The 15,640-nt window shown below is 68.7% G+C and carries 10 protein-coding genes; 3 read left to right on the top strand and 7 right to left on the bottom strand.

What is annotated here, in order from left to right:
• The first annotated feature begins 54 nt into the window (after nucleotides 1-54).
• A complete protein-coding gene (locus tag GFD21_RS01530) occupies nucleotides 55-483 on the top strand; it encodes a hypothetical protein (protein ID WP_163196148.1) in 429 nt (142 codons plus the stop codon).
• Nucleotides 484-576: 93 nt separating this feature from the next.
• Here the strand turns inward: GFD21_RS01530 and GFD21_RS01525 are convergent, their stop codons facing one another.
• A complete protein-coding gene (locus GFD21_RS01525) occupies nucleotides 577-876 on the bottom strand; it encodes a hypothetical protein (RefSeq protein ID WP_163196147.1) in 300 nt (99 codons plus the stop codon).
• Nucleotides 877-1,026: 150 nt separating this feature from the next.
• Here GFD21_RS01525 and GFD21_RS01520 point away from each other — a divergent pair, with 150 nt between their 5' ends.
• Nucleotides 1,027-1,611 carry a peroxiredoxin gene (locus tag GFD21_RS01520; RefSeq protein WP_163196146.1) on the top strand — a complete coding sequence of 195 codons (585 nt, stop codon included), beginning with the start codon at nucleotides 1,027-1,029 and terminating at the stop codon, nucleotides 1,609-1,611.
• A 4-nt stretch (nucleotides 1,612-1,615) separates the two neighbouring features.
• Here GFD21_RS01520 and GFD21_RS01515 read toward each other — a convergent pair whose 3' ends face one another.
• The 6 genes from GFD21_RS01515 to GFD21_RS01490 all read right to left on the bottom strand — a co-directional run bounded on the left by GFD21_RS01515 (nucleotide 1,616) and on the right by GFD21_RS01490 (nucleotide 14,334).
• Nucleotides 1,616-6,580 carry a DEAD/DEAH box helicase gene (locus GFD21_RS01515; RefSeq protein WP_163196145.1) on the bottom strand — a complete coding sequence of 1,655 codons (4,965 nt, stop codon included), beginning with the start codon at nucleotides 6,578-6,580 and terminating at the stop codon, nucleotides 1,616-1,618.
• Nucleotides 6,581-6,628: 48 nt separating this feature from the next.
• Nucleotides 6,629-7,831, bottom strand: a complete 1,203-nt coding sequence (locus GFD21_RS01510) for an MFS transporter (RefSeq protein WP_163196144.1) — start codon at nucleotides 7,829-7,831, stop codon at nucleotides 6,629-6,631.
• A 105-nt stretch (nucleotides 7,832-7,936) separates the two neighbouring features.
• Entirely contained in the window at nucleotides 7,937-8,914 is a 978-nt protein-coding gene (locus GFD21_RS01505; protein ID WP_163196521.1) for a ribokinase, read from the bottom strand.
• A 646-nt stretch (nucleotides 8,915-9,560) separates the two neighbouring features.
• Nucleotides 9,561-11,864 carry a DNA gyrase/topoisomerase IV subunit B gene (locus tag GFD21_RS01500; protein ID WP_163196143.1) on the bottom strand — a complete coding sequence of 768 codons (2,304 nt, stop codon included), beginning with the start codon at nucleotides 11,862-11,864 and terminating at the stop codon, nucleotides 9,561-9,563.
• Between the two features lie 119 nt (nucleotides 11,865-11,983).
• Nucleotides 11,984-13,426 (bottom strand): RNA polymerase sigma factor, encoded by a 1,443-nt coding sequence (locus tag GFD21_RS01495; RefSeq protein WP_163196142.1) that lies wholly within the window; start codon nucleotides 13,424-13,426, stop codon nucleotides 11,984-11,986.
• A gap of 146 nt (nucleotides 13,427-13,572) precedes the next feature.
• Nucleotides 13,573-14,334, bottom strand: coding sequence for a DUF4192 domain-containing protein (locus GFD21_RS01490; protein ID WP_163196141.1), 762 nt, complete (start codon nucleotides 14,332-14,334; stop codon nucleotides 13,573-13,575).
• A gap of 189 nt (nucleotides 14,335-14,523) precedes the next feature.
• On the opposite strand from GFD21_RS01490, the gene GFD21_RS01485 reads away from it, so the two are divergent.
• On the top strand, nucleotides 14,524-15,612 hold the full coding sequence (locus tag GFD21_RS01485; protein ID WP_163196140.1) for a polyprenyl synthetase family protein: 1,089 nt from the start codon (nucleotides 14,524-14,526) through the stop codon (nucleotides 15,610-15,612).
• The last annotated feature ends 28 nt before the right edge of the window (nucleotides 15,613-15,640 follow it).

The raw sequence follows: 15,640 nt of genomic DNA, 5'->3' as shown, positions 1-15,640 counted from the left end.
ACCGGATACGGCGATCACGGCGATTGCGGCGATCACGGGAAGGAGAACACGACCATGACACCCATTGAGTTGGCGACGCGCAGACGGGTCACGGGTCTGACATCGGGCGAGTTCGCCCGGCTGTTCGTGACCATCGAACGCAAGGTGGGCGGCGAGTCCGCGCACTGGGACGCCTCCGACGTGGAGTCGTGGGAGCTGGTCGGTCCTCCCGTGACGGCCGACCAGCATCTCAATGACACGTTCGCCGCCGCGAACGAGTTCGTCGCGACGCTCGCGAAGCGCCTGTACCGGATGATCACCCCGGCCGACGAGGGCACGGTCGTCACCGTGTTCGACGATGACGTGACCTTCTGGGCGGAACAGCCCGATCTGGGCGGCATCCCGCACGCCCTGTGGAACATCGCCGCGCTGCAGGCCATCGAATGGGTGCGCCGGGAGACGGGCGTCGTCTGCACGCTCGATGTGCGCCCGGCGATCGGCTGACGGCCGGGCGGCGGGGCTCGGTCATGACACCCGCGCCCCGCTGCCCGCAATGCCCATCCGCGACCGGTCAGTACCGCTCGTCAGTACCGCTCGTCAGTACCGATCCTTGGCGCGGTTGCGCTCACGGCAGCGTTTGATGGCGGCGTTCACCTCGTAATCCAATGCCCCCATGGAGGCGAGCAGGTTCACCGTCGCCTGGATGACGTCCGCGCTTTTGTCGAACAGACGGAGGCGCAGGTATTCGGTCTCTCCGCCTTCGTCCCAGTCCCGGTATGCCTCGAGCAATTGCGCGGATTCCTCAAGCACCCTGACCGCCGGTTGCTCCTCTTTCATCTCCGGTCCCGGCGCGAACGGTTCGATCGCCCCGATGGTGATTGGTTTCGATTCGCTCATGATCACGCACTTCCCCTCGTTCGATCAGCCCACACCATAGCACCGTCGGATTGACGGGGCATGACCCCGTCGCCAATTCCGGGCGAACACGGGGATGCATGCGGATGCGGGAATACGATGGAAGCCGATATCCCTGTGGAAGGAGCGAATATGACCACGACGAACGACACCGATACGGACATCGATGCCCCGGCTCCGGCCAACGGTCCGGAGCCGGGCGCGGCGAACGGCGAAAAGAGGCAGGCCGAACCATTGCCGGCGCGTCTCGAGGCAGGGCTGAAGGCCCCCGATTTCACGCTGCCCGCGGTGGAACCGGACGGCGGCGAATCGCAGGTCACGCTTTCCGATCTCACCGGGGCCGGAAAGAAGGTGCTGCTGTACTTCTATCCTGCGGCGATGACGCCCGGATGCACCACCGAGGCGTGTGATTTCCGCGACAACATCGCCCGTCTTTCCTCGCTCGGCTACACGGTACTCGGGGTGTCGAAGGATCCGATCGCCAAACTGCAGCGGTTCCGCGAGCGCGACCATCTGTCGTTCCCGTTGCTGAGCGACCCCGATCTGACGGTGCACAGGCGTTATGCCGCATACGGGGAGAAGAAGCTGTACGGCAGGACGCATGTGGGCGTGATCCGTTCGACGTTCGCCATCGACGGGGATGGCGTCATCACGCTTGCCCGGTACAACGTGCGCGCGAAGGGCCATGTCGATTCGCTGTTGAGGAAACTGGGGTGACGGTTCAGTACAGGCGCATGCCCTGCGGCACCGGCGTGAAGCCGGCCTGGTGCAGGACGCGCGCATACCGGTTGCCGGCGTTCAACGGTGCTCCGTTGACGTCGGCGAAGGTCACCGTTCCGGGGCCGTCGCGGCGCAGGGCGTACGCCAGTTCCGTCAGTCCCATACGCGTGCCGTCGTCGTTCCCGTCGGCATCGAACACCGTCAGGCGTCTGGAGCGCGGCATGGCGTAGGCGACGGGTTCGCCGGCGGACAGTGCCACGATGCCGCCTTCGCGTCTGGTCGGCTTCGAAGCGCCGGACGGCGTGGCGGGCCATCGTATGGCGGAACCGTACAGGTTCGCCGGGTCCAGCACGCCGATCGCCACCGGCGAGGTCATGTGCCGGTCGCGCCGCTCCCGGCGTCGCCCGTCCTGTTGGCCCCCGTCATCCGCATGTTCCATGCGTCTCAGCGCGTCGACGGTGTCCCTGTCGGCGAATTGGGCCGCTCCGAAGCCGGAGACGAACATGCCGCGCACCAGACGACCGTGCTCCTCCATGCGCGCCAACACCGGATACAACGCCGGGAACCCTCCGGGGATGCCGTCCTTGTCGACCAATGGCTGCGCGACGACGCCATAGCGGTCCAGAAGGATCTCCACCTGTTCGATCATGCGCTGTTCCGGTGCGGCCGGTACGGCTGGTTCGTCCGGTTCGTCCGACCCGGCTAGGGACCACAGTCCTCCCATGGTCGTCGGCATGGCGGTCCGAACCCGGATGCGCCGCCGTGTGATCCGGGAGGATGGGCGACGTGCGGCGCGCCCGCCCGCTCCCAATGCGCGCACCGGGGCGAATGTGCTGTTGGTCACCTTGCCCTGCCATACTAGCGACCACAGCGCCTCCTCGAATTGGGCATCGGACCAGGGGGTTCCCCCGTCGCCCGCGGCGCTCCCGTCCTGCGCCGCCGTGATCTCGCCGGTCCGGGGGTCGACCCGGTCCATGGCGCCGGCGGCACCGGCCCATCGTTCGCGGGTCATGGCGGACAGTTGCGCGGCGTGATAGGCGCCTCCCGAGGACAGGACGGCGAGAATGGCGTCGGGGATGGTCTGGATTTCGGCACCGGCGCGGGAGGGGTCGCCGGTGACGTCGGATCGCTCGACGATGCCGCCCTGCAATGGGGAGCCGGTGGGATGGAAGGCGACCGATCCGGGTTCGCGGGGCGCGGTGGAACCGGTTTTGGAGCCGATCCAGACGACGTCTCCCCCGGCGAGCAGTTCGTCGAGCATGGCGGGTGCATAATCGGCCACACGTGCCGGGAACACGGAGGATTCCCATACGGCGGCCGGCAGGGTCACACCCTCCAGTTGTTCGATGACGGCCAGCAGCCCGTCCACGCCCCGGTACCGTTCGCCGCCCACCGGCCCGACGCCCTGACGGTCGAACAGGAAGGTCTGGTATGCGGCCGGATCGACCGGGCGCACCTCCCGGCGTGCCTTGGCGAGCGATCTGGCACGGATGCGACGGAACACGTCACGATGAAGCCATTGCGTGGCCCCCGCCGCGGATTCCGACGCGATCGCGCCGCCTCCGGCATGGTCCGTGGCGTCCCCGGCCTCGCGCGATGGCATGTCGACGAAATGCCCGGACAGCAGTTCCCCGCGCCGTCCGAGCTCATCGAGAGCGCGTACGGCCGTCTCGGCGTCGATGCGCAGGTCGGAGGCGAGTCCGTCCGCGGTGAACGGACCGTGCGTCTTGGCGTAGCGCGTCGTCCGTCCGATCACGTCGGCGTCGTCGAGTTCGTTCCAGAATGTGCGGCCGGCGAGTTCCCGCGTCACGTCGGCGATCGTCTCCGGGTCGAGCACGGCGGCCATGTCGGTGGTGCCGAGCAGCCGTTCCAGCACTTCGGGGTCCATGGACAGCAGTTGGGCGCTGCGTTCGGCCTGCGGCACGTCGTACTGGTACATGACGGATCCGACGAAGCCGAACAGCAGGTTCTCGGCGAACGGCGACGGCGTTTCGGTCGCCACGTCCCTCATGATGACGGTGCCGTCATCGAGCCCGTTCATCAGGTCCCGTAGCGCCGGCAGATCGTACACGTCCTGCAAACATTCGCGCGCGGTTTCGAGCAGCAACGGGAAGTTGCGCCGTGTGCGCGCGGCGGCGAGCAGCTGGGCCGCGCGCAGACGCTGCTGCCACAGCGGCACGCGGCGGCCCGGTTCGGTGCGCGGCAGGTAGAGCGATCGTGCGGCGCATTCGCGGAACCGCGCCGCGTACAGCACGCTCTCCCCCACCTCGGTCTCGATGACGCGTGTGAGATCGTCCGGTTCGAACAGGAGCAGGTCCCGCGCGGGAATGTCGCCGGCGCCGTCGGGGATGCGGATGACGATGCCATCGTCGGCCGCATACGCCTGCCCGTCGAATCCGTGGCGTTGCTTCAGCCGTGTGGAGATCGCCATGGCCCATGGCTCGTGCACACGCCGGCCGTATGGCGAATGCACGATGATGCGTTGGTCGCCCTGCTCGTCCGGGCATCGTTCGATGACGATCTCGCGGTCGGAGGGTATGGTTCCGGTCGCCGCCCGTTGTTCGGCGAGCAGCCGGGCGAGATTGCCGACGGCGTTGTCGTCGAGGCCGTCGGCGCGCAACCGCCGGAGAGTGGGCGGTCCGAAAGAGGGCGCCGGAACGACCGTCTTCCCCTGCGCCGTCGACTCTCCCTCACGATTCCGTGGTTCCCGGGAATCGGTGAGGTCCTTCGCGGTCTCGCGGATGAAACGGCCTTTGGCACGGCCGAAACCGGCGTCGCGTCCCGATTCTTCGCCATGCCAGAACGGCAGTCGCGCGGTGCGCCCGGGCGCGGGGGTGACGACCACCCGGTCCCTGTCGATCTCCTGGATCTGCCAGGTGGAGGTGCCGAGCGTGATGACGTCGCCGACGCGCGACTCGTACACCATCTCCTCGTCGAGTTCGCCGACCCTCCGCCGCCCCTGGTTGCCGTCCGCTTCGGGCAGCACGACCGTGTAGAGGCCGCGGTCGGGTATCGTGCCGCCGGAGGTGACGGCGAGCCGCTGTGCTCCGGGCCGCGCCGATATGAGTCCCGTTCCGTGGGACGCGTCCGCACCCCTTCCGGAGGCGGCCACGGTCCCTTTCGCCGACGCGATGTCGTGATTCCACATGAGCGGCGGGCGGAACGCGGAGAATTCCTCGGTGTCGTAGGCACCGGTGAGCATGCCCATGACCGCGTCGAACATGCTTCGGTCGAGTTCGGCGAACGGGGCCGAGCGACGTACGGCCGCATACCATGCGTCCGGGTCGAGATCGTCCATTGCGGCGGCGGCCACGGTCTGTTGGGCGAGGATGTCGAGCGGATTGCGCGGCACGTGCAATGGTTCGAGATCGCCGGCGCGCATGCTTTCGATGCTTGCGGCGACGCCGATGATCTGCTCACGCGTCAGCGGGTAGAGCAGGGCGTGCGAGACGCCGCCGACGTGATGGTCGGCGCGGCCGACGCGCTGCAGTCCGGATGCAACGGACAAGGGCGGCGCGATCTGGATGACGAGGTCGACCGATCCCATGTCGATGCCGAGTTCGAGGCTGCTCGTGGCGACCACGCACTTGAGTTCGCCACGTTTCAGCCGTTCCTCGATCTGCCTGCGCCGGTCCTTCGACACGGACCCATGGTGCGCCATCGCAATCACGTCGTCCGGCGTGTGCGAGCCGACGAGCTGCGTGGTTCCTCCGACGACCGCGTCGTAGTGCGCGGCGAACCGTTCACGGCCTTCGGGCGAGCCCTTGTCCGCGAACACGGCGGAGGCGCTGCCCGCCCCGCTTCCCCGACGTTCGGCGTACAGATCGTTCAACCGCGCGGTGAGCTTTTCGGCGAGCCCGCGCGAGTTGACGAACACGAGCGTGGTCCTGTGCGCGAGGATCTCGTCGAGCACGCTCGCCTCGACCACCGGCCATATGGACCCGGTCGTGCGGTCCCCGGCGGCTCCGGTGAGCGCCGTGGAAGGTTCACGGCCGCCGCTCCCCCGCGCGCCGTCGCCCGCCGCCTCGCCGGCACCGGCGAGGCCCTTACGTTCGGCGAGGCGGCGCATGGCGGGCGTCACGCCGGAGATGTGCGGGACGTTCGCCTTCCCCGGATCCGCGCCGCCCGCACGGCGCGGCACGTTCGCGGATTGCAGGTCGCGCATGTCGGCCAACGGCTCGACGACCTTCAGATCCATGTCGGGACGCGAACCGGGGTCCACGATCGTGACGGGCCGGTTCCCGCCGAGGAAGCGCGCCGCTTCGGCGGGCGGGTTCACGGTGGCGGACAGGCCGATGCGCTGCACGCGACACGAGGTATCGACTCCACCCTCCTCCGTGTTCCCGGTGCCGTCGGTCTTTTCCCTGCGCGACCGCATTCCTCCGGCGACGAGGTCGTCGAGCCGTTCGAGGCTCAGGGCGAGGTGCGCGCCGCGCTTGGTGCCGGCGAGCGCGTGCACTTCGTCGACGATGACCGTGTCCACGGTCTTGAGGATGCGCCGTGCCTTGGAGGTGAGCAGCAGGTAGAGCGATTCGGGTGTGGTGACGAGGATGTCCGGCGGATGGGCGGCGATGGCGCGGCGTTCCTTGGGGGTGGTGTCGCCGCTGCGCGTGGCGACGCGGATGCGCGGTGCGGGCAGGCCGAGTGTTTCGCATTCGCGGGCGATGCCGTCGAGCGGTGTTTCGAGGTTCCGGGCCACGTCGACGGCGAGCGCCTTCAACGGGGAGATGTAGAGGATGCGCACGCCGCGGGCGGCTTGCGCCCCGGCCGGGGTGGTCATCAGACGGTCGATGGCGGAGAGGAAGGCGGCGAGCGTCTTGCCGGATCCGGTGGGGGCGACGACCAGCACGTTCCTTCCGGAGCGGATGGCCGGCCATGCCCCGCGCTGAGCTTCGGTCGGCCCGCCGAAGGCGTGCCGGAACCAAGCCCTCGTGGGCTCCGAGAACGGCTCCAATCCTTCGTACATATGTTCGATTATCGGCCCGGCCGCGGACACGCGACACGCGTCCGGCCGTCACGCGCGCTTGCGGCGCAGCGCCTCGTGCATGGCGACCATGAGGATCAGCAACACGAACATGTAGAACGGGTAAAGCGCGATGGACGCGTATTGCGCCACGAGGCCGAACACGGGCGGCATGACGAGCGAGCCGACGTACGCGCTGGCCATCTGCACGCCGACGATGGCCTGCGAGTTCTCCTCGCCGAAGTATGCCGGCGTGGAATGGATGACGCACGGGTAGATGGGCGCGCATCCCAGTCCGATCGTCACCAGGCCGACCACGGTGCCGACGGACCCCGGCAGCGGAAGCGCCACCAGCACCACGCCCGCCAGGAGCACGCCCTGTCCGATGCGGATCATCGCGGGGTCGTCGAAACGCATGGTGAGAAATCCGCTCAACGCCCGGCCGACGGTGATGCCGACGTAGAAGAGGCTGGCCATGTCGGCCGCGGTGGTCTTGTCGACGCCGTCGTGCATGACCATGTAGCTGGAGGCCCACAGGCCGGCGGTCGATTCGATGGCGCAGTAGCAGAAGAACATGATGAGGATCTCCTTGGCGCCGCGGATCGCCAGCACCCCCTTCAACCCGAGCGGCTTGCGCGGGGCGACGGCCTCGGAAGAGACGTCGCTCGCGGCCGCGCCGGCGGAGGCCGGGGCGGCCGACGTGGCGCCACGCCCCTTCCACAGCGGCAGGCTGAGCACGAGGATCGCGGTGAGCGCGACCTGCAGGATGGCGATGTAGCGGTAGCCCCACGCCCATCCCTGGCCGCCGGCGAGCGCGTAGCCCATCACGTAGGGGCCGAGCGAGGCGCCGACGCCCCACATGCAGTGCAGCCAGCTCATGTGGCGGCTCTCGTAGTGGATGGCCACGTAGTTGTTGAGCGCCGCGTCGACGCCGCCGGCGCCCAGGCCGTAGGGGACGGCGATGAGGATGAGCGTCCAGTAGTTCGGCGCGAGCGAGAATCCGAACAGGGCCGCGGCGGTCATGCCGACGGACACGGCGGTGACGCGACCCGCGCCGAACCTGATCGTCATGCGGTCGCTGAGCAGGGCGGAGACGATGGTGCCGGCCGAGATGGTCATCGAGATGCCGCCCGCCCATGAGACGGACGCCCCGAGGTCCTGGCTCATCGTCGGCCATGCCGCGCCGAGCAGGGCGTCGGGCAGGCCAAGGCTGATGAAGGCGATGTAGATGACGGCGAGCAGCAGGCTGGCCATGGGCATTCCTCCGTTGGACGAACAAACGTTATGTACGTTCGTACATACTAACGGGGGCGGTGGATGACTGCGGGCGCACGACGCGCCCGAAGCCATCCGCCGGAATCACATCACGGAGAAGTAGGAGGCGACGTCCGCGGCGGAACCGAACGAGGACTGGGCGCCGAACCTGGTCGCCGCGTAACCGGCCACATAGGAGGCGACCTGGGCGGATTCCAGCAGCGAATAGCCCGCGGCGAGCCCGGCGAGCACGGTGCCCATGAACGCGTCGCCGCACCCGGTGGTGTCCTTGGCCACGACCTTCGCGGCCTCCACCCGGTGCCAGCGGTAGTCCTCGACGACGACGGACCCCTCGTCGCCCAATGTGATGATGGCGCGTTCGAACCCGTAGTCGGCGACGCGGGAGACCACGTCGTTCCAGTCGCACCGCGACCAGTCGCCGTCGCACGGCTCGTCCAGTTCGAGCAGCTGGGACGCCTCGTGCTCGTTGACGAGCAGGATGTCGGTGGAGGTGACGAGCTCGTGCGGCAGTTCGGGGATGAACGGCGACTCGTTGAGCAGCACCGTCACGCCGTCCGCGTGGGCGGCCTCGGCCGCCGCGATCACGGTGGCCATCGGGCTTTCCAGGCACAGACCGAGCACGCTTGCCTCGGCGAGCGCGTCGCGGTGGGACTGCACGTACCCCGCGCTCACCTTGCCGTTCGAACCGGGCGAATACACGATCGTGTTCTCGCCGTTCGCGTCGACGGTGATGACGGTGGTGCCGGTGGCGCCTTCGGTGTGCAGGATCTCGCTGGTGTCGACGCCGGCCGCGTCGAGCTGGCCGAGCAGGAAGTCGGCGTTCGCGTCGTCGCCGACGGCGCCGTACAGACACACGTTCGCGCCGAGACGCGCCGCGGCCGCGGCCTGGTTCGCGCCTTTGCCGCCGGGCAGGATCCTGAGCGCCCCGCCCTTGACGGTCTCGCCGGGCTGCGGCAATCTGCGGGAGGTCACCGTATAGTCGGCATTCATCGAACCGACGACGGCCACGGAACCCTCCGCGCGTTCAAGGCTCAGCAGACGGTCGCGCACCTCCTGCGGCATGGCCGGCCGGGTGCCGCCATCCAATACGACGGCCGGGATGACGCCCGTCATGACCACGGGTTTCAGACCGGAACCGGTGCCGTTGGTGACGATGGCCGGCATGGACTGCGTGACCGATTGGACCACGGCCTGCGCCAGGGACGGCGGGGCGGACGCCGCGGCGGACTTCGACGCCGCCTGCTGCACGACCGCGGGCACCTGCACGACCGGTTGCGTCGCCGTGGGGGCCTGCACGACCAGCGGCTGCATCTGGGACTGCGACTGGGTGAGCGCCGACGGCACGGCGATCTGGGCGGACTCCTCCACGGAGTGCACGAGGGAGGCGAGACGTTCCTGGGACAGGCGGTCGTCCTGCCCGCCCGGCAGGGGCACCGGGGGGATGGCCGCCGGCATCGGCTCCGCGGCCGGGGAGATCACGGGGATGCGTTCGGTGTCGGCCCCCGGCTCGGATTCACCCTGCGCCTCCTCGGCCTCGGAGGGTACCACGGGAGGTTCGATGCCCTCGGGCATGTCTTCGCTCTCTTCTGCGCTCATCTCGGTATTCACATCGGACAAGCATAGTATCGGTCGCGCCCAATACGCGCGTGGATACGGGAACGCCCGGCCGCAACCGTGTGCAACCGGGCGTCGTCCCGACGGGCGTGGGTCAGGTGTCGATCTTGGAACGGTCGAAATCGTCCGCGTTCTCGACGATGAACGCCTTGCGCGGCGGCACGTCGTCGCCCATGAGCAGGCTGAAGATCTCGCTGGCCTCGGCCGCGTCCTCCATGCGGATGCGGCGCAGCATGCGCGTGCGTGGGTCCATCGTGGTGTCGGCCAGCTGGTCGGCGTCCATCTCGCCCAGGCCCTTGTAGCGCTGGATGTCCGGGTTGTAGGAGATGTGGCGGCGGTCCAGGTCGGCGAGCTTGCCGGCGAGCTCGTCGTCCGAATACGTGTAGATGAACTCGCCCTTGTGCGACCCGGCGAGCGCGATGCGATGCAGCGGCGGCACGGCCGCGTACACGTAGCCGTGTTCGATGAGCGGCCGCATGTACCGGTAGAACAGCGTGAGCAGCAGGATGCGGATGTGCGCGCCGTCCACGTCGGCATCGGTCATCATGATGACCTTGTGGTAACGCGACTGTTCGATGTCGAAGCTCTGGCCGGAACCGGCCCCCACCACCTGGATGATGGCCGCGCATTCCTTGTTCGACAGCATCTGCGTGATCGACGCCTTCTGCACGTTGAGGATCTTGCCTCGGATCGGCAGCAGCGCCTGGAAGCCGGAGTTGCGTGCGGCCTTGGCGGTGCCGAGCGCGGAGTCGCCCTCGACGATGAACAGTTCGGCCACGTCGTCGTTGCCCGGCTGGCAGTCGGACAGCTTCGGCGGCATGGACGCGGATTCGAGCGCGTTCTTGCGGCGCGTGACCTCCTTGGCCTTGCGCGATTGGACGCGGGCGTGCATCTCGCCGACGATCTTCTCGAGCACGCGGGCGGACTGCTCCTTGTAGCCACGCTTGGAACCGGAGATCATCTCGCCGAACTGCCTGTCGGCCATGCGGGTGACGATCGGCTTGACCTGCGCGGTGCCGAGCACGTCCTTGGTCTGCCCCTGGAACTGCGGTTCGGCGATGCGCACGGTGACGACGGCCACGAGGCCGGCCATGATGTCGTCGCGTTCGATGCGCATGTGCGAGTCCTTGAGGTTCACCTTGAGCCTGCGCGCGTTCGCCTCGACGGTCTTGCGCACCTGCCTGGTGATCGAGTTCATCAGTCCGTCGACGTGCATGCCGCCGCCGGGCGTCTCGATGATGTTGACGAAGCTGCGCATCACGGTGTCGTAGCCGTTGACCCAGCGCAGCGCGATGTCGACGCCGCAGGTGCGGGTCACCTTGCGCGCATGCAGCTCGCCGTTCTCCCCGACCGCCTGGGTCTCCTCCTCGTAGGTGTCCTCGCCCTGGATGCGCCAGATGTCGGAGACGGCCTCGCCGTGGGACAGGAAGTCGACGAAGTCCTTCACGCCGCCGGTGTGGAGGAACTCCTCGACGCGGGCGTGCGTGTGCGTGGCGGCGTCGGCCTTCGCCACGGCCACGCCGGACGGGACGGCCGCATCGCCGGCGTCGCCGGCGGCGGTTTGCGCGACCGTCGCGGCGGAGTCCGCGGAACCGTCGGACGGACGGACGTCGTCCTCCCGGACGTGCGCGGCCATGTCCGCGCCGTCGACCTCGCGCATCTCGTCGACGGCGGCGTCGCCGGTCTCGGGCACGTTCTCGTCGATGACGGTGATCTTGAGCCCGGGCACGAGGAAGCTGGTCTGGCGCACGCGGTCGATGAGCTGCTCGTAGGAGAACTCGGCGGTGCTGTTGAAGATCTCGGGGTCGGCCCAGTAGCGGATGCGCGTGCCGGTGCGTCTGGCCGGCACCTTGCCCGTGATCTCGAGCTCGGTGGGACGGTTCTTGCGCGTGCGCTTGAACGGCGAGTCCGGCGATGGGTGCGCCGGATCCGCGTCCGTGTACACGCCCGGATGGCCCTGATGGAACGCCATGTGGTGCGTCAGGCCGTCACGGTCGACCTCCACGTCGAGACGGGAGCTCAGCGCGTTGACGACCGACGAGCCGACGCCGTGCAGGCCGCCGACCGCGTTGTAGGACGAGTTGCCGAACTTCGCGCCGGCGTGCAGCTTGGTGAGCACGACCTCCACGCCCGACAGGCCGGTCTTCGGCTCCTTGTCGACCGGGATGCCTCGTCCGTTGTCCGCGACCTCGATGGAGCCGTCGGTGTGCAGGGTCACGACGATGTCGTCGCAGAACCCGGCCAGCGCCTCGTCGACGGAATTGTCGATGATCTCCCACAGGCAGTGCATGAGGCCCTGCGAGTCGGTGGTGCCGATGTACATGCCCGGACGCTTGCGCACCGCGTCAAGGCCCTCAAGGACGGCGAGGTCCTTGGCGCCGTATTCCTCTTTCGCCATAATCCCCTAGTGTTGAACGGTAGTGAGGTAATGAATGGGAACCAAGGTTGGCTCCGTCGGGGAACGGCCCGCCGGACCGTTCCCCTCCTCGCGTGAGGCATGCTGCCGAGCGGCACGCCTCACTGGTCCAGGAAGTCGCGCAGCGTCTGCGAACGGGACGGGTGGCGCAGCTTCGACATGGTCTTCGACTCGATCTGACGGATGCGTTCGCGGGTCACGCCGTACACACGGCCGATGTCGTCGAGCGTCTTCGGCTGGCCGTCCTCAAGGCCGTAGCGCATCTTGATGACGCCGGATTCGCGCGGCGAGAGGGTCTCGAGCACGCTCTTGAACTGCTCCTGGAGCAGCGAGAACGCGACCGCGTCGGACGGGGCGATGGCATCGGTGTCCTCGATGAGGTCGCCGAACTCGGAATCGCCGTCCTCGCCGAGCGGGGTGTGCAGCGAGATCGGCTCGCGGCCGTACTTCTGCACCTCCTGCACCTTCTCGACGGGCATGTCGAGCTCGCGCGCCAGCTCGTCCGGCGTGGGCTCGCGGCCGAGGTCCTGCAGCATCTGGCGCTGCACGCGGCTCAGCTTGTTGATGACCTCGACCATGTGCACGGGCACACGGATGGTGCGGGCCTGGTCGGCCATGGCGCGGGTGATGGCCTGACGAATCCACCAGGTGGCGTAGGTGGAGAACTTGAAGCCCTTCTTCCAGTCGAACTTCTCGACGGCGCGGATCAGGCCCAGGTTGCCTTCCTGGATGAGGTCGAGGAAGAGCATGCCGCGGCCGGTGTAGCGCTTGGCGAGCGAGACGACGAGTCGCAGGTTGGCCTCGAGCAGGTGGTCCTTGGCCTTCTTGCCGTCGTTCGCCGCCCACTTGAGCTCGCGCTTGCGCTTGAAGTCCATCTTGTCGCCCTCGGTGTCCAGCAGGTGCTGGGCGTACAGGCCGGCCTCGATGCGTTCGGAGAGGTCGACCTCCTGCTCGGCGTTCAGCAGGTTGACGCGGCCGATCTGCTTGAGGTAGTCCTTGACCGGATCGGCGGTGGCGCCGGCGGTGATCACGCGACGCTTCGGGTTGCCGATCTTGCCGCCGCGGCGGCGCGTGCGCGGCTCATAGTCGTCGTCATCGTCGTCGCGTACGACGAAGGCGCCCTTCTCCTTGGGCTTCTCGACCTCCTCGGCCTTGTCGTCGTCATCGTCGTCGGAATCGTCCTCGTCGTCCAGGTCGTCGTCGGAATCGTCGTCCTCGTCGTCGGACGAATCGTCGACGTCCTCGCCGTCGTCGATGTCCTCGTCGAGCTCGTCGAGCTCGTCGACGTCGAGATCCTCCTTCTCATCGTCGAGCTCCTCGACCTCGTCGGCGTCGACCGGCTTGGCCGGCTCCTCCTTCTTCCTGCGCGAACGCTTCGCGGCGGCGCCCCGGGCGGAGCCTCCCTCCTTCGCCGTGGTCTTCTTCGCTGCGGTCCTGCGGCCCGTGGCCTTGCGCGCGGTGCTGGCTTTCTTGGCGGAGGCGGCCTTGGTCTCGTCCTTCGTGTCCTCGGTCTTGTCGCCGGCCGTCGTGCTCTTGGTAGCCAAACTTATCCTCCTCGCGGTTCCTTGCCCGGCCTCGTATACCACAAGGGCATACTTATGGCAAGGGCAAATCGTCAACTATGTGAGTAAACCACTCCATAGGGACGATTATTCCCGCCCGGCGGGCCGCCGCGGGCCGCGGGGCCCCGTCACTGCGCTTCCGGGTAGGCGCAGGCGGGGCCGAGGCCCCGTTCGGCCGCCCTGAGCACGATCGCGGCGAGCGTGCACCGTTCGTCGGCGGCCAGGCTGCGCAACGCGTACGCCGGCGCCCTGGCGTCGCCCAGCCACCACAGCACGTAGGCGATGGCGGCGAACGGCTGCGCGGCCATGCCCTCCGGCATCAGGCAGGTCATCGCGGCGAGCATCACCATGCCCGTGCGGCACCGGTCCGCGTCGGGGAGGTCCGCGTCCGAGAACGCCTTGACGAGCAGGTCGCGCACGAGGGCGGACACCTCCGCCGTGCGTGGACGCGACAGGACGTCCATCAACGTGTCCCTGCCGCAGACGTCCCCGTCCAGGATCATCGACAGGATGAGCGCGTCGCGCATCGACAGCACCTCATGCATGCCGACCGCCAGGGCCGCCAGCGTCTCCTCCCCGAGGTCCACGACGCCGCGCTCGAGGTGGCCCAGCCATTCGTCGAGGGGCCCGTCCATCCAGTCGGCGTTGGCGGCCGCCGGGCCATGGGCGCGACGGTCGTCGCGCAGCCGGCGGACCATATCCGCGACGACGGCGGGGTCGAGCTCGTCGATGCCGTCGAGGTACGCGCGGCAGTCCCCGGCCCTGTCGGAGCGCACGCCGCCGGCATGCCGCGCGCGGCGGCGACGCCCCCTCGGACCCGACGGAGGCCCCGTGCCGGCCCGGTCCCGTGCCGTGGCGCCGTCATACGACGTTCCTTCGTTGCATGCCATGTCATCCTCCTTGATGGTTTTCGATGGTCCTCACCCGGCCGGCCGCACGTCGCGGACCGCCCGTGCCGACAGTATGGCGCACCGGGCCGGCTCCCCGCACGTCCGACGGGGTCATGTGGTCAATACCCTCCGAGGGCCCGGAAAGCCCGGGTTCTTGTATTAGGCCATCGTTGTGGATAACTTAGAGGCATGTGCAAAACCGACGTTGACCGTTCCCTGATCGAACCCCGCATCGCCGCCCTGGTGGCCGCGTGCGCCGCAGGCCCCGAGGGCGAGGGAGGTCCGGCGATCCCCGTGGCCTGCCGCGCGATGATGGACGCGGTCGTCGCCCAGGGGGTGGCCTCCAGCGAAGGCGGCAAGCGGCTGCGCGCCCTGCTCGCCCTGGCCGCGTACGACGCGTTCGGCGGACCCGCCGCGGCGCGCGGCGCGATGGTCGACATGGCGTGCGCCATCGAGGTGTTCCAGACGGCGGCGCTCGTGCACGACGACATCATCGACGAATCGGATCTGCGCCGCGGGCGCCCGAGCGCGCACCGCGCCCTGGAGGATTGGACGGGCGACACGGCCATCGGCCGCGGGCTCGGCCTGATGCTCGGCGACCTGCTGGCCACCGCATGCGTGTCCATCGCCAACGACGCGGCCGGGCGATTGCCGAACACGTCCGCGCTGGTCGCCGCGTTCCTCGGCATGCAACGCGAGGTGGAGATCGGACAGGTGCTCGACCTGGCCGTCGAACGGGCCCCGCTCGACGACCCGCAGGCGTTGGCCCAGGCTTCGCTGGGCGTGTTCCGGTGGAAGACCGCCAGCTACACGACCATCGCCCCGCTCCAGCTGGCGCTGCTCGCCGCCGGCGCCGCGCCGGACGAGGCGCGCCGCACGGCGTTGGCGGTGGGCGAACCGCTGGGACTGGCATTCCAGCTCGAGGACGATCTCATCGACGTGACCGGTTCGAGCCGCACCAGCGGCAAACCGGTCGGCGGCGACATCCGCGAGGGCAAGCGAACGGTGCTGCTCGCCGACGCGATCGCCGGCGCGGACGACGCGGAACGCCGCGAACTCATCGGCATGTTCTCCTCGCCGTCGCGCACCGAGGACGACGTGCGCCGGGCCATCGGGCTGTTCTCCTCGACCGGCGCCGTCGAACGCTCCCACGCGCGCATCGCGCGGCTGTGGCGGGACACGCTCGGGGCCATCGCCGGAACCGGCCTGGCGCCGGGCGCGCGCACGGCGCTCGAGGCCGCATGCGCGCGGTTCGTGCCGGACGTGGCCGAACGCTAGAGTGAGTGGTGAGATTGCCGAACACGTT

The sequence above is a fragment of the Bifidobacterium platyrrhinorum genome (assembly GCF_010667645.1).
In the GTDB taxonomy this organism is placed as follows: Bacteria; Actinomycetota; Actinomycetes; order Actinomycetales; family Bifidobacteriaceae; genus Bifidobacterium; species Bifidobacterium platyrrhinorum.
Note: the sequence above shows the minus strand (reverse complement) of the source record. Positions and strands in the feature narration are given on the sequence as shown.

What these genes read in the sequence shown, in the direction of transcription:
- GFD21_RS01510 (WP_163196144.1), bottom strand. Translation starts at nt 7,831, where the DNA reads ATGGCCAGCCTGCTGCTCGCCGTCATCTACATCGCCTTCATCAGCCTT.
- GFD21_RS01515 (WP_163196145.1), bottom strand. Translation starts at nt 6,580, where the DNA reads ATGTACGAAGGATTGGAGCCGTTCTCGGAGCCCACGAGGGCTTGGTTC.
- GFD21_RS01490 (WP_163196141.1), bottom strand. Translation starts at nt 14,334, where the DNA reads ATGGCATGCAACGAAGGAACGTCGTATGACGGCGCCACGGCACGGGAC.
- GFD21_RS01520 (WP_163196146.1), top strand. Translation starts at nt 1,027, where the DNA reads ATGACCACGACGAACGACACCGATACGGACATCGATGCCCCGGCTCCG.
- GFD21_RS01485 (WP_163196140.1), top strand. Translation starts at nt 14,524, where the DNA reads ATGTGCAAAACCGACGTTGACCGTTCCCTGATCGAACCCCGCATCGCC.
- GFD21_RS01505 (WP_163196521.1), bottom strand. Translation starts at nt 8,914, where the DNA reads ATGCCGCAGGAGGTGCGCGACCGTCTGCTGAGCCTTGAACGCGCGGAG.
- GFD21_RS01525 (WP_163196147.1), bottom strand. Translation starts at nt 876, where the DNA reads ATGAGCGAATCGAAACCAATCACCATCGGGGCGATCGAACCGTTCGCG.
- GFD21_RS01530 (WP_163196148.1), top strand. Translation starts at nt 55, where the DNA reads ATGACACCCATTGAGTTGGCGACGCGCAGACGGGTCACGGGTCTGACA.
- GFD21_RS01500 (WP_163196143.1), bottom strand. Translation starts at nt 11,864, where the DNA reads ATGGCGAAAGAGGAATACGGCGCCAAGGACCTCGCCGTCCTTGAGGGC.